Source organism: Streptococcus australis, from assembly GCF_901543175.1.
GTDB lineage: Bacteria > Bacillota > Bacilli > Lactobacillales > Streptococcaceae > Streptococcus > Streptococcus australis_A.
On the sequence record NZ_LR594040.1, the window covers coordinates 1,687,357 to 1,713,205 of the forward strand.

Here is a 25,849-nt window from a genome sequence, read left to right on the forward strand (position 1 = left end):
GATTCACAGAGAAAACAAGGAAAAGAAAAAATTTACATATTATCCTTGCAAGTCACTAACCTTTTCATATTTTATATTTACTTCCGAATTTGAATTTGCAAATTTATAACCCATGAACAAAGCATTAAAATCGCTATAAGTTGATAAAATGATCTGATACTTATCTATAATTCCATGACGTAAAATTTCAATAAAAGATAGTACATTCATAGCATCCATGTCTTGAACTGGATCATCTATCATTAAGAAATTCAAATTATCAGATAGCTTAAACATCGTATTCAGTGAAAGAGTAAATGCTAGAGACACAACAGCCAACTGCCCTGTACTCAGCTGATTCATTACATCATGATCATTATTAGTGTCGGATTTAAATCTAATAATTGCTACTTTCCCATTATCACTACTCGTTGTTTTCTTGTACGTTAAGAAAATTCCCATACCTTGTTGATAATTTTGTAACATTTTTGCTGAATATATAAAGAATGGGATACGTAGTTTTTTAACAATATCTATTTTGAACTGTTTTACTTCTTCTTTATATATAGTATTAATTTCTTCTAATCGCCCCACAGTTGCTCTCAATGTTTCTATCTGACTTGATAAATCTTGAAGTTGCTGATTTTGAACTAGTTTATGCTGTCTATCAAGATAAAGTTTCTTATTCTCTAAATCTCCAATACGAATATCCTCTAATACTTCCACTTTACTTTGAAAATATGTAGGAAATATGTTCTCAGCGTCTGCTATCAGATTCTCATTAATAGCATATTTATTATCAACTGCCGAGTGAATAGCATTTTTTAATTCAAGCAATTTACTATCAATCATCGCCATATTTATCTTCGAATATGAGCTTGATTCCAATTGGTACGTTTCAAACTGTAATTCAGAAAATTCTTCTCTTAAATCACCCAGTTGCCTCTTTATATTTTCCAGATTATTAATATCTAGTAACCGATAAACATCATTATCAACTACTAATTTTGATTGAAATTCTTTCAAGTTTAACTGGTACTGCTGGTTATAGTCTTTAAATTCTAACCTTCCCAACTCATATGGTACCATAATTGTGTACGACTGAATAAAAGTTTTAAAACCTTCGACATTTCGAGAATAACTTTGATACAAATTTTTTAATTCTTGTAATCTATCTAATAAATTTTTATCTACATCCGTAGAGAAGCTATTTATTTCATCAATGATTTTCTTCTTCAGTTGCTGGATCAGTTCATTCAGCAATAATTGAACTTCTTGCAATTGCAGACTATTTTGAGACGAAATTTCAGTTAGATAATTTTTATAACTATCATAAGCTTGCTTCAATTCTTCAAATGTTTGGAACTGTGAATTACAGAATGGACATTTGTTTTCATCAATATGTCGATGTCTCAACTCATCAAACTTATTACCTAAGTTACTCCTTAATTGTCGTAGTTCACTTAAATTTTTGTCTACCTGGCTAGCATTATTCCTCAGACTTTGGAATTTAACTACTTGTATTTTAAGCAATTCAAAATCACCTGACAATCTATCATTTTGAGTATAAGTAATGGACTGTTCTGTCATCTCAGTAATATCCGCTGATAAATTAGTCAAGTAGGTATTTAGTTGCTTTCTTCGATTGCAATCATGAACAACTCTCTCATATGATTGTAGGTAATTCTCTAAAAGCACATATTCAAATAATTTTGGATTGTCTAATGAATACTTTTCCCACAGCCATTGAGAATTTGATCTAAGAATATTGGGAGATAATATTGAAAAATATAATGCTTGTTTGACAGCCGTATCATCAGCAATATCTTTTTTTCTTTTATCTCTTTCCCTCTTTCTATTATACTCTTCTATCGAGAAATTCTTCTTAAAATCAATAATATTTTGTAAAGTATTTTGATAAGTTAATAATTTGTCAAGATTAGCAATAGAAAAAGGAGTTTCACAATCAAATACAAATTCCTTATGATTAAATAATCTATGATAAGGGACATCCGATAGTTCTTGCTGTTTTAAGTTTTTTAATTGTCCCTCTAAATCACTAATCTTTCTATTAATAACGTTTGTTACTGTATTAATCTCTTTTATTTTCTTCTCTACTTTATCCGTTTTTACTAAAAAAGATAAACTATCGCCTCTTTCTTGTTCCGTTTGCTTTAGAAAAAAGGTTGTTTCTTCCTGTTGAATATAATTAAATAGATTGAAAATTTTTTCTATCTCATATTTCCCATTAATACCTAAAAATGCGTCAATAGAACTTTGAGTAATCTCTTCCAGACTAGTATTATCTATAGAACTAAAATTTGTCTCGCTTACTTCCACTTGTCTAAATAACTTAAACTGACTGGCAGACTTCAAAGGTGCAAATGAATTTCTACTATCAGTAGAACTATTTACTAATTTTCTTACAATTACAAGTTGGTCACCATTCATTTTTTCTAGCCACAATTTTATAATTACCGGCTGACCAATTTCATTCTGAAAGAAGGGCTTATTATACACAATATTTTCAGCAGTAACTTTATTAATGCGAGAAAGATTACCAGTCAATCCTAACTCTATTGCATCAAAAATAGTTGTCTTTCCATATCCATTTGGTCCCACTAAAAATGTTATTCCATCACTAAAATCAATAACTGTTTCATTTCTAAAGTTCTTGAAATTATAAAGTAAAATTTTCCTAATCTTCACAAGTTCAGTCTCCTAAAATTTGATTTAAGCTATCCAGCAAACCACTAGCTTCATCTTCAAGTTGTTTCCTAATATCAACTCCACTAAAAATTTCTAAAATATTATCTACCTGCTTTTTATGATCATTTAACCCTTCCATTTCAATTCGTGCTTGGATTTTATTTTCAACTATTTCAAAATGATTATCAGAATGATGAAGAGAAGCAAATGGTAATTTAATAATTAGTTGTATAGCAATAAAATAAGAAGTATCAAAAAACATGTCACTCTCAAATTTATCAAATAAATACTCACCCTCAGGAGATATAGACTGAATATAATTTAGCAAGTCTTCAATATTCGAGTTCAATCTGCTCAATCCTTCCTCGGTATATAGTATGACATACTTTCTAAAGTAATATTCATCTTCTTCAACTTTCATAATCATATTTCTAAGACTTTCATATGATTGCTTCAGTTCATCAACTTTTATGGTTACAAATAAAGAGGTATTTTTCTTAATTTTATTATCATTAAGTTTTTCAAAGCAAGATATCAACTTATTTGTTTGCTCACAAGTAAAAAAATCTGACCCTCCTTCGCTACTAGATTTAAAATCCTCCCTACTATATTCTTGAATAAGGAAAAATTCATTTCCTTCCCCTCCCCACAATTCTAAATGCTCATCACATTTATGAAAATTATGTTGTTCTAAGATCTGTTGCAAAAAACTATCCATTTCAATCCTCTTTCAATTTTTCAACAGTATTCACACAATCAATATATTCTAAATTATTTGAAAATATTCTATTTTTTTCCTCGCCAAGGGCTCCTGCAAACAGCTTTTCTTTTCCACCTTCATGGATTGGCTTCTCTTCAAAAAACTTTTGTCCATTTATATTCATATTAATCAAATAATCAGTATCAAAACTTGCTTCTAGAAAGTTTATATTCTTAATAATTTCGTCGCTAACATTTCTCGCTGCCGCTTTGGGCGCATGAATCATGCTAAGTCTCAATGACTCATTGTTTTGATCATACCGTAAACTATCTAACAAAAGTCTTTCTTGTTTACAATTTTTAAGAAATTCATATAGGATATATCCAATGCTATCTTTATCAATTAAATTATCTATATTATTTAATTGCTGAAGTTCAGCGATATTGTTATCTGGATGCAAATCAATCAACAATTGTTCAAATTTGTCATCAGGTAAATTTAATATCTGATTTATAACAGTCGTATCAACATCATCTTCAACAATGTTATTCCAATACATTTCAAAACTTAATTTCGCTCTTCTAATAGATTGTTTATGACGTTTTTCCTGTGAAATAATAATTTTTAAAATTTCTTGAAAATATATTACAGGATAAACACCATTTCCATTATTATGTGCTTGACTAATCCGTCTAGAAACTAAATCTTTAATTTCACATAGCGTCTCCTCTATATGTTCAGAATCATCTTTTAAAGAACTATTAGAATATATCAAGATTTCCTTGATTTTTTCTTCGCAAAAATTATCAATAGGTGATTGGCCCCCTCTAACTAAATCACAATATTTTTTATTATCTGGATAGGTATATAGTTGAACTCGGCTCTTATTAGGTACATAACTTGCTCCTTTATAGGTTTGTTGGAACACTTCCTCATTCATATCCCATCCCTGAACTTCACAAATAACATGTAAAAATCTACTATCTTTAGTCGTTCCTGAAGTTTGATACCCAGAGGGGCATTTCTTAGAATTTATTGTTCTAACATTACGATAATCATTCGGATATCTCCCCTTTTTCTTAGCTTTTACTTGATGCCTTGATATTACTCGCGTAGATTGACAAATCTCAACATCTTCACCACCATTTTTTTCAAGTATTAGTTTATAATCTTTATATGGATTTCCTTTTCCTATAAGTTCTTTAAGTTCGGTTAATGCTAAATATATTCCCACTTTTCCTTGATGATTATAACCACTCCAACTAGACACCGCGTTTCTTCTATCAACTCTCATTGCCCTAATATTACCCCAATAAATGTTCTTTCCCCAATTTCAACATATTTCCTAGCATTTTTTCCTTTTCTTTAATAACAAACCTTACAAAACAATCACGTTTAGATGAGTTAATATTTCTAGAGCCATATTGACCAAACCTAACTATTTTACTTATTCTAATTACATAACACACCAAAATCATCAATAACAATACATAATCATATTTCGGTTGTCCATAATAAAGCTACTTACATTCGACTATCTTATCCTATAAAATATTTGACACACTGCTAAACATTTAAAACAACTCATCAAACAAACTCAACTGATTATCCTCTGGCATATTGCCGAGAATCCCCATTTCATCCATCTTTTCAACCAAGGTTGAGGAAAGGCCTCCACGCTTGCGTAACTCGGTTTTAGAGAGGAATTCTCCCTCCTGACGAGCGCGCACCAACTGCTTGGCAACGTTCTCTCCCAGACCATCCATAGCCACAAATGGCGGAATGAGGGTATCCCCATCAATGAGGAACTCTGTCGCCTGACTACGGTAGAGATCGAGTTTGCCAAACTTAAAACCACGTTCCCACATTTCATTGACAATCTCAAGAGTTGTATAGAGATCAATTTCTACATTGGACGCTTCATTGTTTTTCCGTTTTTCAGCAATTTCTGCCATTCTGCGTTTGATGGCATCCAAGCCCGCACCCATAGTCTTGATATCAAAGGCCTTGGCACGGATGGAGAAGTAAGCACAGTAGTAATAAATCGGATGGTGAACCTTGAAGTAAGCTACACGAAGGGCCATCATAACGTAGGCTGCCGCATGAGCTTTAGGGAACATGTATTTGATTTTTCCACAAGATTCGATATACCACTCTGGTACCTTATTGGCCTTCATGGCTTCGATGTATCCATTTCGTTCTTCTTCAGAAATCTTGAGCCACAATCCCTTACGTACCCGTTCCATGATGGTAAAGGCCATCTTTGGTTCGAGACCAGCATGCATGAGGTAAACCATGATGTCGTCCCGACAACCGATAACGGTTGATAGGTCAGCAATTCCTTGCTTAATCAGATCCTGGGCGTTCCCCAACCAGACATCAGTACCGTGAGACAGACCTGAGAGCTGAAGCAATTCCGCAAAGGTTGTCGGATGGGTTTCATCAACCATGCCTCGGACGAAGTTGGTTCCAAACTCTGGAATTCCCAGCATACCTGTCGGAGTACCGATTTGCTCAGGTGTCACACCCAAAACATCAGTTCCAGAGAAGAGGGCCATAACACCTTCATCATCCATAGGAATTTCATTGGGATCAATACCAGACAAATCCTGAAGTTTCCGAATCATGGTCGGATCATCATGTCCCAGTACATCGAGTTTGAGGACATTCTCATCGATATCGTGGAAGTTAAAGTGAGTGGTCTGCCATTCAGCCGTCACATCATCCGCTGGATACTGGACAGGCGTAAAATCGTAGACATCCATGTAGTTCGGAATAACAACGATTCCCCCCGGGTGTTGTCCTGTAGTCCGCTTGACACCGGCAGCACCTTGGGCAAGACGTTCCACCTCTGCATCACGATAAAACTTGCCATAGTCTCGCTCGTAGCCCTTGACAAAGCCATAGGCCGTCTTAGCAGCCACCGTACCAACCGTTCCTGCACGGAAGGCATACTCTTCACCAAAGATATCACGCACATCCAAGTGGGCGCTAGGTTGGTCTTCTCCCGAGAAGTTCAAGTCAATATCGGGAACCTTATCTCCATCAAAACCAAGGAAGGTCTCGAACGGAATATCCTGCCCATTTTTGCTGAGTTTATGACCGCAGTTTGGACAGTCCTTATTGGGCATATCAAAACCTGAACCGTAAGAACCATCGGTGATAAACTCGCTGTACTGACACTGACCACAGACATAGTGAGGAGAGAGAGGGTTGACCTCTGTAATCCCAATCATAGTCGCAACGAAACTAGATCCGACAGATCCACGAGAACCAACCAAGTAGCCCCGTTCATTGGAACGTTGCACCAACATCTGGGAAGCTAGGTAAATCACGGCAAAGCCATTCCCCAGAATGGAAGTCAATTCTTTTTCAATACGTAAGTCAACAATATCCGGTAAAGGATTTCCATAAATCTCAAAGGCCTTCTTGTAGGTCAGCTCAGCGACCGTTTCTTCAGCCTTGTCAATGAAAGGTGTGTACAAATCACCCTTAACAACCTCAACGGGTTCAAAGATTTCTGCCAAGGCATTAGTGTTTTCAATAACTAGTTTGCGTGCTAAATCTTCGCCCAAGAAAGCAAATTCATCCAACATCTCATTAGTCGTTCTGAAATGTGCCTTCGGTAAAGGAGCGGGTTGAGCATGTTCTCCATGACCGATGGTTCGGTTAATCATCGCCCCCTGGCCTAAACTACGGACGATAATCTCACGATAAATCTCTTCTTCTGGTTCGATATAGTGGACATTTCCCGTAGCCAGAACAGGCTTGCCAAGACGGTCTCCAACCTCTATCAAACTCTTGATAATGGTATGGAGCTCTTCCATATCCTTGACCTGCTCCTTGGCAATCAATGGTGCATAGATAGCTGGGGGCATGACCTCGATAAAGTCATAATACTTGGCCACCTCAACCGCCGCATCAATACCTTGGGAAACAACTGCATCAAAAACTTCACCTTCTGAACAGGCTGACCCTAATATCAAACCTTCCCGATGGGCATCTAAGACCGTTCTCGGAATCCGCGGCACTCCTTCAAAGTACTTAGTATTGGACAAAGAAACCAGTTTAAAAATATTTTTCAACCCAACTTGATTCTTGACATAGATGGTCGCATGCTTGATCCGAGCTTTTTTATAAGAGTATGGACTGATCAAATCAATGTTGAGTCTAGCCAAATCCGTCACACCATGTTTTTCTGCCACCTCTTTGATAAAGATGAAGAGCAGACGACCAGTAGCTTCCGCATCGTAGTTGGCCATGTGGTGATGTTCTAGTGCCACACCAAAACGCTTAGTCAAAGGCCCCAAACCATGACGTTTATACTCAGGGTAGAGGTTTCTAGCAAACTCCAGCGTATCGATGACTGGCTGGCTAATCTTTGGCAGACCATGACGCTCATAATTGGCATTCATAAAGCCTACATCAAAGGTAGCATTGTGGGCAACTAGGACTGTATCCTTGCAGAATTCTTGGAATTCTTGCAAAACTTGTTCCAGTGGTTTGGCATTTTTGACATGGTCATCGGTAATTCCAGTCAACTCAGTAGTAAAAGCGGACAAGGGATGCCCAGGATTGATAAATTCATCAAATTCGGCAATGACATTGCCCTTGTACATCTTAGAGGCCGCAACCTGAATCAAGTCATTATAGATAGCTGAAAGACCTGTCGTTTCCACGTCAAAGACTACGTAGGTCGCTTCTGATAGTTCCATCTCTACTTCATTGTAGACAATCGGAACACGATCCTCAACAATATTGGCTTCCATACCATAGATCAGCTGGATTCCCGCTTTCTTGGCCGCCTTGTAGCCATGTGGGAAGGACTGGACATTCCCATGGTCCGTGATGGCAACCGCCTTGTGTCCCCACTTAGCAGCTGTCGCAACGATTTTCTCTACCTCAGGAAGAGCATCCATGGTCGACATGTTAGTATGAGCATGAAACTCAACCCGGCGCTCCCCTTCTGGCATGAGATCCTTTCTTTCATGATGCACCACTTCCTGCACATCCTGAACGTTCATGGTTAAATCTCGTGTAAAGTTATTCATCTCTACATTCCCACGAACACGGAGCCAGGAATTCTTCTTGATGAGGTCAAATTTCTGAGCCTCTTCTTCATTCTTAACCCATTTTTGCATTGAGAAGCTCGAACTATAGTCCGTCATCTTAAAGTTAATCAAGACACGCCCTGTTCTGGTCACTTTATGCTCGACATCAAAAACTACCCCTTCAAAGACCAAACGATTTTCCTCAGTCGTCACATCAATCATCTGGGTAACTTCTGCCTTATCTAACTTTGGCTTAGCGGCAGCCTTTTTAGCCTGAAAATCAAAGGCTGGTTTCTCTTCTACCGGTGGAGGAGCCATTTGTTCCAGTTGCTCCATAGCCCGCAGGGCTTCTTCGTTGGCAGCCTGAACAATCTGTTCATTCTCCGTATGGAAGGCTTCCTCCTGCTCTTGTGTAAGGGCATCGTTCTTTTCTATTTGGCAGACAAAGGCTGGGAAACCAAACTTTTCAAGTTGCTTCGCTAGATTAGGAAGATGATTCTTCTTAAAGTGTTCCTTATCAATCGCCTCTGAACCTTCAATGAAGAGCTGATTTCCCTCCGCACGAACTTGCAGGTTCTGGTAAAGAGATTTAAATCCTTGGCTTGCACACGCACCTTCAGAAAAAGCCTCCTTGTAGTAGGCCTGCAAGAGTTCATTAGAAAATTCTTGAGAAAGAGCCTTGATTTCAAAAACAGCTTGATTCCCAGTCTTAGAAAATTCTTCACTCAACCCTTTCTTTAATTCTAGAAAGATTTCAATCGGTAAAATTCTAGAAAAAACAAAATGAAATTCCCAAACCTTACTAATTTTATGAACCACGACACGCTCAATGCTTGCACCAATAAGAGCAGGATCCTGTCTCAGCTGATCAGAGATTCCTAGTTGATTCATTAAAATTTCAAACTTACTTGACATTCATTTCCCTCACATTATTCTCTTACTATTTTACCATAATTAAAGAAAATATATAGCTAGTACCATTTCCCTTGCGATTTAGATGGAAAGATTTTATCATACTTGTAGTAGATAAAACTATACTGATCCGTAATCACATATTAAAAAGCGAGATGACATCTCACTTGGCATCTCACTTTTTATTCTTAAAATCCATTATTGTCACTGAGTTCTTTGAACCAGTGTCCCGATTTCTTCAGACGTCGTTCTTGCGTTTCTAGGTCAAGCTCAATCAGACCATAGCGGTTTTTATAGCTATTGAGCCATGACCAGCAATCGATAAAGGTCCAGATTAAGTAACCTTTACAGTTAGCACCGTCTTCAATAGCACGATGGAGTTCACGAAGATGTCCTTTGACAAAGTCGATACGATAGTCATCTTGAATTATTCCATTCTCACGGAATATATCTTCACCTTCAACACCCATGCCATTCTCTGTCAGCATCCACTCGATATTGCCATAGTTTTCCTTGATGTTTTGGGCGATATGGTAAATCCCTTGCTCATAGATTTCCCATCCACGGTGGGGATTGATCTTACGACCTGGCATGACGTAAGACTCATAGAAATGTTCTGGCAGAAGCGGGCTGTCAGGATGTTTGGCAAAACGTGGAGCCATGACACGCAAAGGCTGGTAGTAGTTGACTCCAAGGAAGTCTACTGTATGCTGACGAATCAGCTCCAACTCCTCTGCTGTAGAATCTGGCAGCAAATCATGCTCAGCTAAAATTTCCACTAGTTCTTCTGGATAAGTTCCCAAGACTGATGGATCTAGGAAAGACTGGGCTTGAAAGAGATCCGCAATACGAGCTGCTTTGACATCAGCAGGATGCTGGCTACGTGGGTAGGCTGGTGTCAAGTTGAGAACAATCCCAATCTTAGAGCCTGGCAAAACCTCATGACAGGCCTTGACCGCAAGACTACTAGCCAGTTGCGTATTATAAGCCACCTGAACCGCTGCTTTGGCATCTACCTTGTGTGGATAATGGGCATCATAAAAATAACCAAACTCAACAGGAACGATGGGCTCATTAAAGGTGATCCATTGGTCCACTAAATCACCGTAAGTCTCAAAACAGAAACGAGCATAGTCTTCATAGGCCTTGATAGTGGCCTTATTTTCCCAACCATCTCCGTCGTCTTGAAGGGCAAAAGGAAGGTCAAAGTGATAGAGATTGACCAAAAGGCGAATCCCCTTGGCCTTAATGGCTTCAAAGACCTGACGGTAGAAAGCCACACCTTGAGGATTGATCTCTCCACGGCCTTGCGGGAAAAGTCGAGACCACTGGATAGAAGTACGAAAGGCTGTATGACCTGTTTCTACTAGAAGCTCAATATCCTTTTCCCAGTTTTCGTAAAAGGTTGATGTTTTATCAGGTCCAATCCCATTGTAGTAGCGATTGGGCTCCACCTGATACCAATAATCCCAGAGATTATCTCCTTTACCATCACCAAGCACTCGTCCTTCTGTCTGTGGTCCAGAAGTGGAGGAACCCCAAACAAAATCCTTTGGAAATTTTAGCATAGCTTTACCTCTTCGTTTACTCATTTTTCCCATTATATAGAAAAAACAAGGTAAAAACTAGTTACATTTTTGCCTTGTTTTTCTTCTGATTATAGTTTTTATTTCTTGCTGAGGATTTCAAGCGTTTCAAGCAAGTTGTCTGCATGAACTTCGATGGTGTCACCAGTCGCCTTAATCTTAACTTCTACGATGCCATCGGCTGCTTTCTTCCCAACAGTGATACGGATTGGCAATCCAATCAAGTCGCTATCGCTGAATTTAACACCGACACGTTCGTTACGGTCGTCTGTCAAGACTTCGTAACCAGCTCCCATCAAGCTCGCTTCAAGTTTCTCTGTCAGAGTTTGTGCTTCTTCGTCTTTGACATTGACAGTAATCAAGTGCACATCAAATGGTGCCAATTCTTTAGGGAAGTTAACTCCCCAAGTGTAACGGTATTCACCTTTAGGCGTTTTGTTGACAAAGAGGCGAGCGTGTTGTTCCATAACTGCGGAGAGAAGACGGCTAACACCGATACCGTAACATCCCATGATGATTGGCACAGCACGGCCATTTTCATCCAAAACATCTGCACCCATACTTGCTGAATAACGAGTTCCGAGCTTAAAGATGTGACCGATCTCGATACCACGGGCAAAGTTAAGAACACCTTGTCCATCTGGTGAAATTTCACCCTCACGAACTTCACGAATATCCACGTATTCTGCAGTGAAATCACGACCTGGGTTCACACCTGTCAAGTGGTAGCCATCTTCGTTAGCCCCCACAACAGCATTGCGAACATCTTGTACCTTACGATCTGCAATGATTTTCACATTTTCTGGCAAACCAACTGGACCAAGTGAACCAAAGCCAGCTGGGATAACACTTGCCACTTCTTCTTCGCTCGCAACATCAAAGAAATCTGCACCCAAGTGGTTTTTCAACTTGACTTCATTGAGTTGGTCATTTCCAACTAGAAGGGCTGCAACAAGCTCTCCATCTGCCATGTAGAAGAGGGTTTTGATCGTTTGCTCTTCTGGCACGTTTAGGAAGGCTGCCACTTCATCAATTGATTTAACATCTGGTGTTGCGACACGAGTCACTTCTTCTTCCGCAACGACACGGTTGCTTGGTTTGTACTCGTTTGTTGCCATTTCTAAGTTAGCCGCATAACTAGACTCACTTGAGTAGGCGATGGTATCTTCACCAGAAACCATCCATTTAAGTAATTCTGCCTTGATTTCTTCTTGCACTTCTGCAGGAATTTCATCAAATGAGGCAACTGACTTGTCTAAGACAACCCAGCGGTCGAGGTCTGTACGAGCTGGTGTGATGGCCATAAATTCTTGGCTGTCCTTACCACCCATAGCTCCACCGTCACCGATGATGGCTTTAAAGTCCAAGCCACTACGAGTAAAGATACGTTCATAGGCCGCTTTGTACTCGTCATAAGTCACATCCAAACTATCGTAATTAGCATGGAAACTATAGCCGTCTTTCATGATAAATTCACGCGTACGGAGAAGCCCGTTACGTGGACGTTTTTCATCACGGTATTTCGGTTGAATTTGGTAGAGATTGAGTGGAAATTGCTTGTAAGACTTAACAGAATCACGGACAATAGCTGTAAAAGTCTCTTCGTGGGTCGGACCTAGAATAAAGTCTGACTTTTCACGGTTTTTCAGTTTATAAAGGTCTTCACCATAAGTTTCATAACGACCTGATTCACGCCAAAGATCGGCACTGAGAAGGGCAGGAGCCAACATCTCCACCGCACCAATCTTATCAAACTCTTGGCGCATGATATTCTTAGCCTTTTCAATCACACGGTTAGCGAGTGGCAGGTAAGAATAAACACCGGCAGAAACTTGACGGACATAACCAGCACGCAACATAAGGGCGTGGCTGATAACTTGAGCATCGCTTGGCATTTCGCGAAGCGTTGGGATTAGCATTTTACTTTGTTTCATATTATTCCTCGATTATCTAAAAGAAGAGTCGCATAATGTCATTCCAGGTCACAGCTAGCATCAAGACAACCATGATAACTACACCAGCCATGGTGACATAGGTTTCAATTTCTTGTTTAAGGGGTTTCCGGCGGATAGCCTCTAGGATGTTGAGCACAATCTTTCCACCATCCAAAGCCGGGATAGGAATCAAGTTAAAAATTCCAATATTGATGGAAATCATAGCTAGGAAGTAGAGGACATTCTCAAGACCATTTTTAGCAGCATCGCTACTTGCCTTAAAAATAGCAACGGGACCACCGAGTTTGTTCAAATCTGGATGGAAAATCAAGTTTTTCAGAGCCGAAAGGATGCGAAGTCCTGAGTCAGCAGCAGTTGTAAATCCACCAACAAACATGGATAGAAAGTCTGACTTGACTCCCGGTTGAACCCCAAGAATATAACGTCCTTGATTCTCTTCTGGAGTCACCGTGACTTGTTTTTCGCTACCATTTTCAGAAATGGTCACATCCAAGGTCGGGGCTGTCTTGTCCTTGGTATCTGCTTCCACAGCCTGGGTCAAGTCTTGCCAATTCTTAACCTCATGCGAGCCGACCTTGGTGATTTGAGCTGTCTCAGCTACGCCCACCTTAGCCAAAGCTCCCTCTGGCATGACATGAAAGAGATTGGTCTGAGTATCTCTAACACCGCCTTGCAAAAAGATCAAGATCCAAAAAACAACAACACCTAAGATAAAGTTATTCATAGGACCTGCAAAGTTGGTGATGAGCTTGCCCCAGATAGAAGCATTTTGATACTGTACATCCAAAGGGGCAATGCGTACTTCGGTTCCATCTTCTTCAACAACCGTTGCATCATGATCGACTGTAAAAGTCTTTTCTTCTTCCAGGACCAAACCCTTGATAAAGAGCTTGTCTTCAAAGTCAAACTGGGTTACCTGCATAGGAAGAGCCGTTTGATCCAACTTCTTCCCTGAGAGGTTGATCCGTTTGACCTTACCATCGTCAGCAAGTGTTAAACTGACCGGAGTTCCTGTCTTAATTTCTGTCGCATCATCACCCCAGCCTGCCATACGAACATAGCCTCCTAGAGGAAGGATACGAATTGTATAAGCAGTGCCATCCTTACCGATATGGGAAAAAATCTTGGGCCCCATACCAATGGCAAATTCACGAACTAGAATGCCTGATTTCTTGGCAAAATAAAAATGTCCAAACTCATGCACCACCACAATAATCCCAAAAACGAGGATAAAGGTTAGCAATCCAATCATTCAATATTCCTTTCTTTAAAACAGGCCAAATAAGTGCATCATTGGAAACACAATCAGCATGCTGTCAAAGCGATCCAACACACCGCCATGTCCAGGGATAAATTTTCCAGAATCCTTGACACCGAAATGGCGTTTCATGGCACTCTCAATCAAGTCACCAAACTGACCTGCCACACTGAAGAAGGCTGCAAAGAGACTCATTCTATAAATCCCATAAGGAAGAGCAACTGTGCTGTCCACTAACATGAAAATCACTGTTATCAGTACCGCACCTAGAATACCACCGACAAAGCCCTCAATACTCTTATTAGGAGAAACTCTTGGTGCCAACTTATGTCTACCAAAATTCATCCCTGTCAGGTAGGCTGCGCTATCTGTCGCCCAAACGATAAAAAGGGCCAAAAGTACCTTGTCAAAACCTGCCACCCGAGCATCTAGTAAGGCATTGAAGCCAAAACCAACATAAAAACTCACAGCAATTGGAAAAGCGGCATCTTCAATCGTATAGTTTTTACTGAAAACGGTCGTCCCTAGCATTATGGTAATCAAAACACTGTAGGCAACCACATTCCCATCAACAGGCAAAAATGTTAGGTAATTTTCTAAAGGAACTGTGAGAGCGAAGGTCGCAAAAAGAGTCAAAGCGCCCTCAATGGTCATAGTCTTTAGCCCCTTCATGTGCAAAAGTTCATGGACGCCTAGCATCGCTAACAAGCCAATCCCTATCTGCAACAAGAGCCCTCCTGCAAACAAGACTGGAAGGAAAATTGCCAGGGCCAATACCGCAAACAATGTTCTCTTTTGTAAATCCTTGGTCATATCTTCTCCTAAACTCCTCCAAAACGGCGATTGCGATGGTTAAAAGCAGCAATAGCTTCCTGCAAGGCGGCTTCATCAAAATCAGGCCACAAGGTATCCGTAAAATAAAGCTCGCTATAGGCTGCTTGCCATGGTAAGAAATTACTTAAACGCAACTCACCACTCGTACGGATAATCAAATCAGGATCCCGCAAATCCTTTGGCAGGTGTTGCGTGAAAAGATAGTCTCCAATCATATCTTCTGTGATGTCACCAGGGTTGATTTTAGCATCTAGAACATCTTGAGCCAAGCCCTTAAGAGCCTGCGTAATTTCAGCACGACCACCGTAGTTAAGCGCAAAATTGAGAATCAAGCCCGTATTGTTCTTGGTCAACTCCTCTGCTTTTTTCAAAGCTTCAAAAGTCGGCTTAGGCAGACGGTCTGTCTCCCCAATCATCTGAATCTTAACGTTATTTGCATGTAATTCCGGGACGTAGTTATCATAAAACTCGACTGGTAAGTTCATGATAAACTTGACTTCTTGATCTGGGCGCGTCCAGTTTTCCGTTGAAAAGGCATAAACCGTGATGACCCTCACTCCCATCTTGTTAGCTGCCTTGGTCACCTTTTGGAGGGCTTCCATCCCTGCCTTATGACCAAAAACCCGTGGTTGCATCCGTTTTTTAGCCCAGCGGCCATTCCCATCCATGATGATACCAATGTGAGCAGGAACCTGTGTTGGAACCTCAACTTCTACAGCTTTATCTTTCTTAAAAAATCCAAACATGATCTTATTCCTATTCAAAAATCTATCGTTTCATTATACCATATTTCCCTCTATTCTTCTATTGCTAAGTTGCTGCCCCTGCTTACAGATAGACAAAAAATAAGCCGCCTGATTGGGCGACTTAATTTTATAGGGAGATTATTATGAAAAAGTTTTAGGAGTTTAAGTTAAGTTTCTCTTAACTTATGAGCTTAGTATACACCTCCTAACTTAAATTTTTCTTAAGTTTTTTGAGAAATGAAAAATCTAAAATAAGATTGCCCACTTGTGTGTACGAAAAGTAGCTCAAATCATCTCAAATAGCCAATCTAAGTCTAAAACCTAGCTTTTTCTGAAAGTCATTTCAAGCTGACACCTTTTTCCATAGTTTATAGATTGAAACTTTGCTTCATAAGTTACTTTCATAATGCACTTATCTATCAAATCATATATTCTACACTATAGGTGGCATCTGATAAGATACGAGCTAGAAACTGCTTGGTACGTTCTTCTTGTGGACGACTAAAGAAATCGTGGGGATTATTCTCCTCTACGATACGGCCTCCATCCATGAAAATAACGTGGTTAGCGACATCTCTAGCAAATCCCATCTCGTGCGTGACGACCACCATGGTCACACCTTCTCTCGCCAACTGTTTCAGAACCTCCAAAACATCTCCAACCAACTCAGGGTCTAGTGCTGATGTTGGTTCATCTAGCAAAATGACCTCGGGCTTGACGGCAATGGCACGCGCAATTCCTATTCGTTGTTGTTGCCCTCCAGATAGCTGAGAAGGGTAGTAGTCCTTATAGGCCAGTAAACCAACTTTTTCCAAGGCAGATTCTGCACGTTTAAGCGCTTCTTCCTTGGGAACTTTACGAGCCACGATTAGGCCTTCTAGAATATTTTCCAGAGCAGTTTTGTTTGCAAAGAGATTGTAGTGTTGGAAAACAAAGGCTGTTTTTTGCCGGATTTCTAGAATATCTTTCTTGCTTAATTTGGCTAAGTCATAGGTCTTTCCTGCCAAGGTCAAACGGCCATTGTCAGCTTTTTCTAAGTGGTTGAGACAACGGAGAAAGGTCGTTTTCCCCGAACCTGATGGTCCTAAAATAACAACGACATCACCTTGGTTAACCTGAAGATTGACATCCTCCAGGACCTGCCTCTCACCAAATGTTTTTGCGATATGTTCTACTTGTAACATCTTGTCCTCCTATACAAAACGCGCGCTAGATGCTTTCGCTCTCTTTTCTTTTTTCACATAGCCTTTTTCTAACACAGAAAAGCCCCACTGAATCAAACCACAGATCAAAATATACTGCAAAAATATTACAAAATAAGACTCAAAATACTGGTAACCGTAGGACGCTTCAACACGGGCAATAGCTGTAATATCCTTAATGGTCATAACAAAAACCAAAGAGGTTCCTTTTACAATATTTATGACTAAATTAGCAAGATTAGGTAGGGCTGAACGCAAGGCCTGTGGAAAAACAATCCTCACATAGGCCTGCCTATTGCTCAATCCAATCGCTTGTGCAGCTTCTAATTGTCCCTTATCCACAGTCAAAATAGCCGAACGTAAGATTTCTGATAAACTACCTGTTGTCATCAAGCTATAGATAATAAAAGCATAATAGATGGGATTGAGTTTAAAGATGTCAACATCACTTCCTATGCTTTTGAGAAATTGATTGAGCAAACTCGGAAACAAACTATAGAAGAAAAGAATCAGTAAAATCGGAGGTGTTGCTCTTATAAAAGCTAGATACACGAGGGAGAATGTTCGGACACCTTTTACTTTATATATTTGCCCCAGCGCTAAAAACAAGGCTGGTACAAAACTTAAGACTATGGCTACAATCATAATGATCAAGGTGGTCGGTACCCCTTTTAAGGTCTCTAAAAAGGTTTTTGCAATATAGTCTAAATCCATATCCTATCTCCCTTTCGTTTCCAAAGATTTTTCTAACAAGCGACTCAAGAAGGAAACAGCCAAGGCTACACTCCAATAAAGAATGGCAACCGCTGTATAGGTTTCAAGAGAGTAATTCCCCAAATTGCGACTGATTAAGAGATTGCCAGCCCCCATGACATCTACAAAACCAATCGTATAGGCCAAGGCAGCATCTCGCATGAGATTGAGAATAGCGGTTGTTATATTGGGAAGAGCAACTTGAAAAGCTTGGGGAAAAATGATTCTCCAGAATATCTGACTAGGCGTCAGACCAATACTAAGGCCGGCCTCTGTCTGCCCCTTCGGAATAGCTTGATAGGCCGCCTTGAAAACCTCGGCAACAATAGCTGCAAACAAGAGAATCATCGTCAGGAGAACAAAAATAGTTTTAGACCAGTTGTTGATATCCAAACCAAGCCACCATTTTAGAAATTCTGGCAAGCCATAAAAGACTAGAAAAAGCAAGACAATCGGCGGTGTACAACGTAGGGTAAAGATATAGTCTTTGGAAATCGCTGCAAAACTCTTGTCTTCTCTTACTTGCGCCCAGGCCAAGAGACCTCCAAAAAGGGAACCAAGAAGAGTGGTAAAAAAGAGAATGGACAAGGTCATAGGAAGCGCCTGCCATAAGGTCGGCAAAAACTGAAAGACCTTGGAAAAATCATAAGAAACCATGCAAAACCCTTTCTAGCCTTGGAATTTCTGGTCTAGTCTTTGTCTACGTAACTAAAGACATCTTCTTTAAAGTATTGCTGAGATAGCTTAGCAAGCGTGCCATCTTCTTTCAACTCTTTGATTGCTTTTTCGTATTCTTTAGCAAATTTCTCACCCTTTTCATCACGGTGAATCAAGGGATAAGTTGGAATGCCCTTGTATGGGAACCAGCCGAGTTTATCCGCATATTGGTGGTAAGGGCCATCTTCTGCGGTAACTGCTTTTTCAAAGGACAGTTTGATGTCAAAGAAGGCGTCATAACGTCCTTCCAAGACCCAGGCATAGGCATCTGCCACTTGGAAGGATTCAGCCGCTGTCAACTCAATCGGTGCATCCTTGTGCTTATCATTATAACTATTGATGACATTCCACTGGGCATTTTGAGGAGAGATTGGTACTAATTTCCCTTTATTTTTGGCAAAATCATTAATATCCTTATATTTTGCTTCATCTTCTTTTCTGACAGTAAAACCAATAATGCTGGCACCTACTGGCTCAGATGGAATAATAAATTTTTTAGCCCTTTCATCTGTATACCAAGCACCTTTTGTCCCAATATCATACTTGCCAGACTCAAGTCCAATCAAGAGATCATCATCACTAGTTCCTGTATACTCAAATTTATAATCTGCTAATTTCTCATCAACCGCCTTTAAAACAGCGACTTCATAACCATCTGATTCACCTTTTTCGTCAATAAAATCATAAGGGACATAGTTTTGGGTATGGGCAACCTTTAAAGTTGTCACTTGTCCAGATGAAGCTGCATCTGCACCTTTAGCAGATGATCCTGCCAAAGTTCTACCAATAATCGTTGCTCCAAGCACTGCTACAACCGCAACTCCACCAATAATCCATGTTTTCTTACTCATATTTTTCTCCTTTATTTAGCTAATGCTTCTCTCACCCACTGGATACGCTCCACTGCAATATCGCTCGGAATGGTACAATCTGCTCCAAGTATGAGGCCATCTTTACCTGTTTCTTCTATCAAGCGTTTGGTTTCAGCTTGAATTTCTTCCTTACTGCCTCGATATAGAAGGCCCTCTTTTCCGTTTTCAAATCCTCCCAAAACAGTACGACCCTTGAAAATCTCACGACCTTCTTTTAGACTAATCCCTTCTGGACCAACTGCCCAGTTAAAAACATGAGCTGGATAGTCAGCGAAGATATGAATATCGTTTCGGGCTCCTTCATAGCCACAGATATGAAGGATATTGAGCCCGCCAACCGATTTAGCTGCATTTAAAACGGTCAGTTCACTCGGCGCAATAATCTCCTGATAATCTTCAACAGAAACACGCGCATCCTGAATGCTTTGCACACTGAGATAGATACCGTCTGCTCCTGCATCTCTAATAATAGCTTGACTCAAACTAGCGATATCTTGCGCAATCACATCGAGGACTTTTTTTAATTTCTGAGGATCTTGAACTAAGAATTCTGCAATGAGATCATCTCCACCAGACACTTCCCCAAGCAACCATTTGAGGTAGGTCACAGGAGCAAATATATTGTAAATGGCAACGATATCTTCTGTAAACTCTTGCTTGATTTTCTTAACCAAGTCCACCTGCTCTTTTATCCAAGCGTGGTCTGGTCCGAGTGGTTGAATGCTCGCCAACTCTTGAAGTGATTTTCCTTTGGCAATCGCTGGATTTGGATAAGCAAAGTAGCCATCACTCATGAGTTTGATAAAGTCTGGCTGAACTTCTCGGATAAAGCGCTTATGGCCCTCGATATTCTTCTCGATAATGGCTGGATTTGAGAAACCGTGTAGCCATTCGTCTTCGGATGTGAAATGATGCCAAAAACCAACTGGCACACGATCAACCTTTTCACCTTTAAATGCTTTTAAAACCCATTCTCTTTTTTCTGACATCTCTATTCTCCATTTCTTTCTTTTTCAATTAATAAAACACTGGCAATATCATTGGTTTGAATAAAAGGAAGACTTCCTTTCTGAAAATCCTGAACTCCGTGACATCTTGGATTTCCCTTACAAGTCAAACCCTTGCTAAGACTGATCACAAGTAATATTACAAAGCTGAGGACCATCCCTGCCAATAGCCACTTTCTTCTTTTCATAAGGACCTCCTATTATAAAACAGCAGCTTGACGAATCCAGTCCAATCTTTCTAATTCAAAGTCATCTGGAACTGTGCAATCCGCTCCAAGAAGGACTCCTCTAGTCCCAGCCTCAGCTAACAATCGTTTGGTTTCCTCTTGTAGTTCAGCCTTGCTACCTCCATAAAGCAGGCTCTGCTTCCCATTTTCAAAACCACCCAAGACCGCTTTGCCATGGAATAGCTCCTGACCTTGAGGCAAACTGACTGCTTCATGGTGGGTTGCCCAGTTGAAAACCTGGGCTGGATAATCTTTGAAAATAGTCACATCGTTACTGGCACCTTGGAAACCGCAGATATGCAGGATATTTACCCCGCCTACCTGATTAGCAGCTTCTAAAACTTTTATGTTGCTTGGCTCAATATAGGTCTGATACAATTCTGCTGTGATGCGCTCATCCTGAATTTCTTGTGTACTGAGGTAAATCCCATCTGCTCCACCATCCTGAATGATTGCCTTGGTTAGGATAGCGATATCCTCAGCTATCACACCTAAAATCTCCCTGAATAGCTCTGGATTTTCAAGAAAAAGATCTGCAACCTCCTTATCACCTCTAGAAGTTTCTGTACGAAACCACCGTTTCAGGTAGGAAATCGGAGAAAAGATATTGTAGAATGAAGCAATCTCCTCAGTGAAGGTTACTCGAATGGCTTGTACCACTTCTACTTGTTGCTGAATCCAAGGATGGTTTTCACCAATTGACTCAATAGAAGCCAACTCCTGAACACTTGAGACCAACGGACTATAGACATTACTTGGATAAATGAAAAAGCCGTCACTCATTATTTTGACAAAATCAGGATGAATTCTTTCAACGTATTTCCGATGTCCCTCTACACTTTTTTGAAAGATACGTGGATTATTTAGACCTTGTCCTTTTTCCTCCAGTGTTACAAAATGAAACCAAAAGCCAACAGGAACCCGTTCCACCTCTTCTCCTCGGATGGCTCTAAAAACTAGTTCTCTTTTACTTGTCATACTTTTCTCCTTCCATTTGGATTGAAACCATCTTACCACTCCTTTTCGCCTTTTCCCAATATATATTGACTATCGACCTGATTGAGATTATTTATATCAATAGCGAAAAGAATCTCTGAAAAGCTTGATTTTACTAGCTTTTCAAAGATTCTCTTTATTTTTATCTATTTTTCAAAAAGGAACTGATATAGATTTTCTATCAAGCCGATTGAATTTTTTTATATACAACTTCATTCCCAAATTAAGTACATAATTTTATCCTAATACCGAATTAGTACTGAAAAATTTATTTTCTCTCGATATTTCCTTGCACAAATCCCATGAAAACGCTACAATATTAATAGACTATTATTAGGAGGATGGGATTATGAAAATATCCAAAGTCACTATTACAATTACTTCTACACTTGCTTCCGTCATTTTACTGACTGGTTGTGGCACAAATTCGGCAAATTCACAGACAACACAAAGTAGTACATCTGATAGTCAGGTTACAATGACCTACGATCAGTTGCGTTCAAGAGAGAACACTATGTCAACTCTTTGGTATCAAAAAGCAGCTGAAACCAAGGCACTCTATCTACAAGGCTATAATGTCGCTACTGATCGTTTGAAAGAACTACTAAAAACACAGACAGATAAACCCTACTCTATCGTTTTGGACTTGGACGAAACAGTATTAGACAACAGTCCTTATCAAGCTCAAAATGTCAAAGACGGAACAGCATTTACCCCAGAAAACTGGGATGTCTGGGTAAAAAAAGCCTCAGCCAAGGCTGTACCAGGTGCTAAAGACTTCCTCCAATTTGCAGACAAAAACGGTGTCCAAATTTACTATGTATCTGACCGCACGATAGATCAGGTAGATGATACGATCAAAAACCTAGAAAACGAAGGAATTCCTGTACAAAGCCGCGATCATCTCATGTTCTTAGAAAAAGGCGTCAAATCTAAAGAAGGTCGTAGACAAGCAGTCCAAGAAAAAACCAACTTAGTCATGCTACTAGGAGACAATCTTGTGGACTTTGCAGAGTTTTCAAAGACCTCTGAAACTGAGCGCGACCAAAAATTAGAGGAACTACAAAAAGAGTTTGGTGAGAAATTCATCATTTTCCCTAACCCAATGTATGGATCATGGGAAAGCACTGTTTACAATGGTAATAAATTGGATGCCAAGGGTCAAACTGAAGAGCGCCAAAAAAACTTACAAGGTTTTGATAAATAAAATAAGGGAGCTATATACCAGTTTACACCAACCATAAGATATCGTATTTGCGAGAATATCAAAAAAGACGACTTCCAAGCGGAAATCGTCTTTTAATAAGGACTAAATTCCTCAGAGTGTTCGCTCATATAATCTGCTAACCAGTTCATACCATAGACTATTTCAAGGGCTTCTAGATCCGCCATATATCTAGCAATTACTTTCCTATCTATTTTTGATACTTTCTTTTAACGCATCATAAACACAACCTTTGTTAATTGAGTTGAAAAACGATGATTTATAACAAAATCAGTACTTTCTATCGCAAAATTTCATGTATTTGTCGTAAAATACTTCGGGCAGACTAGTCTGAACTTCAATCAATTTACCATCAATTCTTTGAGAAACGGACTTTTTCAATTCAAAATGTATTTCATTTAGTATAGATGTAGCCATAAATCATATTTTCTAAGTGGTTTATACACGACTATCCGTCAGGGAAAGCAAATATGCAAAATTTAGAAATTTTGATATAATAGAGCTATCAAAAAGTAAAGGAACGATTGGTATGAAAGCAATCACAGCTCACAGCTCACAGCTCACAGCTCACAGCTCACAGCTCACAGCTCACGCTGATTATGTAATCAAGCGGATTTTTTGTCAAGCCCTAAAACAGACTTTTTCACATTTTTGTGAGAAGGTCTTTTCTGTTGTGTATGAAAGTGAGGTGGCATAGTGAAACGTATTGAAATAATACAAACTATTGGAAAAGAATACCTTACATCAAACATTGAAAATGATGAGTTTAGTTACCAGAAAGCTCTAAAAGAAGTCGGAAAAAATATAGCGGATTTTCAAAAAGAGCACTACAAACGAAAATACAAAGACTTAGATATTCGCTTTGAAAATGGTGGTCTGACAGTATTAGTAGAAACAAAAGCATCTTATAATGAAAAAGATTTCGAGCAGTTAGAAGCCTATGTAAGTTATGAAAAACAACTTACAAATAATAGAATAGTTGCTATACTTGCGAATACTAAAAACGATGATTTTCTAATCTGGACAGATGATAGTGGAATCATCAGTTCAAACAATGCCAATAAAAATGAGTATACCATACAGAATTTAGAGTATTATTTCGACTTGTTTTTCGGAACAAAAAATAATCGCCTGAAATTAGTTCAAAACACTTACTCATTAAATGAACTGCTACATAAATATGGAATAAACGAAAAAATTCGTAGTCAATTTGTAGGTACTTGTCTCTTATCTTTAAAATATAGTCTTACTTTTGAAGGGTTGGAAACAAAACAGATAATTTCAGGAATTGAAATTATCTTAACCAACTTGTTAGAAAAGGACTTAAACAAAGCCACAAAATTAACTATCTTAAAAAATAATGTACTTGATTCACAAGATGTAAGGGAGCTTCCCAAAGAAGATTTTTCCATAATTTTGAGAAAAATCAAGAAGGATATATTACCATATATTAACGACAAAAATACAGCAGGACAAGATTTGCTAAACCTTTTCTTTACTACCTTCAATAAGTATGTTGGTAAAGCAGATAAAAATCAGGCTTTTACTCCTGACCATATAGTACATTTCATGTGTAAGGTCGCAGGAATAAATAGAAATTCTGTGGTTTTAGACCCTTGTTGTGGTAGCGGAGCATTTCTAGTAAGAGCATTAACTGAAGCACTCGATGATTGTGATACAGAAGAAGAACGAAAGAATGTCAAGAAGCACCAGATATATGGTATAGAATTTGAAGATACTGCTTTCGGTTTATCAACAACCAATATGCTAATTCATGGCGATGGAAATTCAAATATTGTCAAAGGTAGTTGTTTTAATGAGGATAATTATGTTGATAAAGGTGTAAATGTTGTGTTAATGAATCCTCCTTATAATGCTCAAAGAAAACATTGTAAAAAAGAGTATGTTGCTGAATGGTCTTCCAAAACAAACACCGACCCTTCTAAGGGGTTTCACTTTGTTTACGAAATAGCTGAAAAAGTCAAAACTGGAAAACTTGTTGTATTATTACCTATGCAATGTGCTATTGGTAGCTCGAAAGAGAAGGAAATCAAACGCTATAAAAAAGAAATGATGAAAAAGCACACGCTTGAAGCAGTATTTTCACTACCTCCTGATGTATTTCATCCAGGGGCTAACGCTTCAGCTTGTTGTATGGTATTTAATCTAGGTGTACGACATTCAAAAGCTAATATCAAAGAAACATTTTTTGGTTACTACAAAGATGATGGATTCATGAAAAAGAAAAACTTAGGACGAGTTGAAAAAACTGACCCATCTGGTAAAGGTGTATGGAAAGAAATAGAAAAAGAATGGTTAGAATTATTTTGGAATAGAACCAGTAAAATTGGAAAATCTATCGTAAAACAAGTTAATGAAACTGATGAATGGCTGGCAGAAGCATATATGGAAACTGATTATTCTGATACTCATAGTTTAGAATTCCAGAAGTCTATAAATGAATATCGAGCATACTCATTACGACACCAAGACCAAGCATTGAAAACAAATGGTACTGAATTAGACACTTCCGATTGGAAGTATTTTAAGTTGGCAGGAAAAGGGGGGATATTTGAATTAGAAAGTTGTAAGTGTAAAAATGCCACAGAATTACTTGAAGAAGGCTCAGATATAGAATATATAGGGGCAAAAAAATCAGACGGTGGATTTATGGAATGGGTTAAAAACGTTCCAGAACTAACAACCAGAGGAAATTGTATTGTTTTCATTTGTGATGGGCAAGGTTCAGTTGGTTATACTAATTATATAGACCATGATTTCATCGGCTCTACTACACTCTCTGTTGGAAGAAACACTAATCTAAACAGATATAACGCTATGTTTATTGTAACTATTTTAGATAAAGAAAGATACAGATATTCATTCGGAAGAAAGTACAAGACAAACTTAACTAAAACAATGATTAGATTACCAGCTAAAAAAAATCCCAATGGGAAATATGAACCCGATTGGGACTTTATGGAAAAATATATCAAAACACTACCTCATGGCAAAAATCTATAATCAAATAAAGACGATTTCCGAAAGGAAGTCGTCTTTTTGGTATCGTTGAAAATACTACATATTATGGTTGGTATAAACTGGTATATAGTTCCCAAA

At 38.9% G+C, this 25,849-nt stretch carries 18 protein-coding genes; 2 read left to right on the top strand and 16 right to left on the bottom strand.

Going from position 1 to position 25,849, the window contains the following annotated elements:
• Positions 1–39: 39 nt before the first annotated feature.
• The 16 genes from FGK98_RS08700 to FGK98_RS08775 all read right to left on the bottom strand — a co-directional run bounded on the left by FGK98_RS08700 (position 40) and on the right by FGK98_RS08775 (position 21,486).
• The gene (locus FGK98_RS08700) at positions 40–2,688 is read right to left on the bottom strand and encodes an AAA family ATPase (protein WP_138100851.1); all 2,649 of its coding nucleotides are present in this window, start codon (positions 2,686–2,688) and stop codon (positions 40–42) included.
• A gap of 4 nt (positions 2,689–2,692) precedes the next feature.
• Positions 2,693–3,406, bottom strand: coding sequence for an ABC-three component system middle component 1 (locus FGK98_RS08705; RefSeq protein ID WP_138100852.1), 714 nt, complete (start codon positions 3,404–3,406; stop codon positions 2,693–2,695).
• Position 3,407: 1 nt separating this feature from the next.
• Entirely contained in the window at positions 3,408–4,658 is a 1,251-nt protein-coding gene (locus FGK98_RS08710; RefSeq protein WP_241993349.1) for an ABC-three component system protein, read from the bottom strand.
• A 304-nt stretch (positions 4,659–4,962) separates the two neighbouring features.
• Entirely contained in the window at positions 4,963–9,354 is a 4,392-nt protein-coding gene (locus tag FGK98_RS08715; protein ID WP_138100854.1) for a PolC-type DNA polymerase III, read from the bottom strand.
• Between the two features lie 185 nt (positions 9,355–9,539).
• Positions 9,540–10,919, bottom strand: coding sequence for a glycoside hydrolase family 1 protein (locus FGK98_RS08720; RefSeq protein ID WP_138100855.1), 1,380 nt, complete (start codon positions 10,917–10,919; stop codon positions 9,540–9,542).
• A gap of 98 nt (positions 10,920–11,017) precedes the next feature.
• Positions 11,018–12,871 (bottom strand): proline--tRNA ligase, encoded by a 1,854-nt coding sequence (locus tag FGK98_RS08725; RefSeq protein WP_138100856.1) that lies wholly within the window; start codon positions 12,869–12,871, stop codon positions 11,018–11,020.
• A 16-nt stretch (positions 12,872–12,887) separates the two neighbouring features.
• Positions 12,888–14,144 carry an RIP metalloprotease RseP gene (gene rseP / locus FGK98_RS08730; protein WP_000579743.1) on the bottom strand — a complete coding sequence of 419 codons (1,257 nt, stop codon included), beginning with the start codon at positions 14,142–14,144 and terminating at the stop codon, positions 12,888–12,890.
• 15 nt (positions 14,145–14,159) lie between these two features.
• Complete coding sequence (locus FGK98_RS08735; protein WP_049477447.1) at positions 14,160–14,963, bottom strand: phosphatidate cytidylyltransferase; 804 nt, start codon at positions 14,961–14,963, stop codon at positions 14,160–14,162.
• 8 nt (positions 14,964–14,971) lie between these two features.
• Positions 14,972–15,730 carry an isoprenyl transferase gene (locus FGK98_RS08740; protein WP_138100857.1) on the bottom strand — a complete coding sequence of 253 codons (759 nt, stop codon included), beginning with the start codon at positions 15,728–15,730 and terminating at the stop codon, positions 14,972–14,974.
• 419 nt (positions 15,731–16,149) lie between these two features.
• A complete protein-coding gene (locus FGK98_RS08745; protein WP_138100858.1) occupies positions 16,150–16,914 on the bottom strand; it encodes an amino acid ABC transporter ATP-binding protein in 765 nt (254 codons plus the stop codon).
• Positions 16,915–16,923: 9 nt separating this feature from the next.
• Positions 16,924–17,646: an amino acid ABC transporter permease gene (locus FGK98_RS08750; protein WP_138100859.1), complete on the bottom strand. Its 723-nt coding sequence runs from the start codon at positions 17,644–17,646 to the stop codon at positions 16,924–16,926.
• Between the two features lie 3 nt (positions 17,647–17,649).
• Complete coding sequence (locus FGK98_RS08755; RefSeq protein ID WP_138100860.1) at positions 17,650–18,342, bottom strand: amino acid ABC transporter permease; 693 nt, start codon at positions 18,340–18,342, stop codon at positions 17,650–17,652.
• A gap of 32 nt (positions 18,343–18,374) precedes the next feature.
• A complete protein-coding gene (locus FGK98_RS08760) occupies positions 18,375–19,253 on the bottom strand; it encodes a transporter substrate-binding domain-containing protein (RefSeq protein ID WP_138100861.1) in 879 nt (292 codons plus the stop codon).
• Positions 19,254–19,264: 11 nt separating this feature from the next.
• Positions 19,265–20,263: a uroporphyrinogen decarboxylase family protein gene (locus FGK98_RS08765; RefSeq protein ID WP_138100862.1), complete on the bottom strand. Its 999-nt coding sequence runs from the start codon at positions 20,261–20,263 to the stop codon at positions 19,265–19,267.
• 2 nt (positions 20,264–20,265) lie between these two features.
• Positions 20,266–20,469: a hypothetical protein gene (locus FGK98_RS08770; RefSeq protein WP_138100863.1), complete on the bottom strand. Its 204-nt coding sequence runs from the start codon at positions 20,467–20,469 to the stop codon at positions 20,266–20,268.
• A gap of 12 nt (positions 20,470–20,481) precedes the next feature.
• Complete coding sequence (locus tag FGK98_RS08775; protein ID WP_138100864.1) at positions 20,482–21,486, bottom strand: uroporphyrinogen decarboxylase family protein; 1,005 nt, start codon at positions 21,484–21,486, stop codon at positions 20,482–20,484.
• Positions 21,487–21,853: 367 nt separating this feature from the next.
• Between FGK98_RS08775 and FGK98_RS08780 the strand changes: the two genes are divergently transcribed.
• Positions 21,854–22,711 carry a 5'-nucleotidase, lipoprotein e(P4) family gene (locus FGK98_RS08780; RefSeq protein ID WP_138100865.1) on the top strand — a complete coding sequence of 286 codons (858 nt, stop codon included), beginning with the start codon at positions 21,854–21,856 and terminating at the stop codon, positions 22,709–22,711.
• Between the two features lie 714 nt (positions 22,712–23,425).
• Positions 23,426–25,753 carry an N-6 DNA methylase gene (locus tag FGK98_RS08785; RefSeq protein WP_138100866.1) on the top strand — a complete coding sequence of 776 codons (2,328 nt, stop codon included), beginning with the start codon at positions 23,426–23,428 and terminating at the stop codon, positions 25,751–25,753.
• The last annotated feature ends 96 nt before the right edge of the window (positions 25,754–25,849 follow it).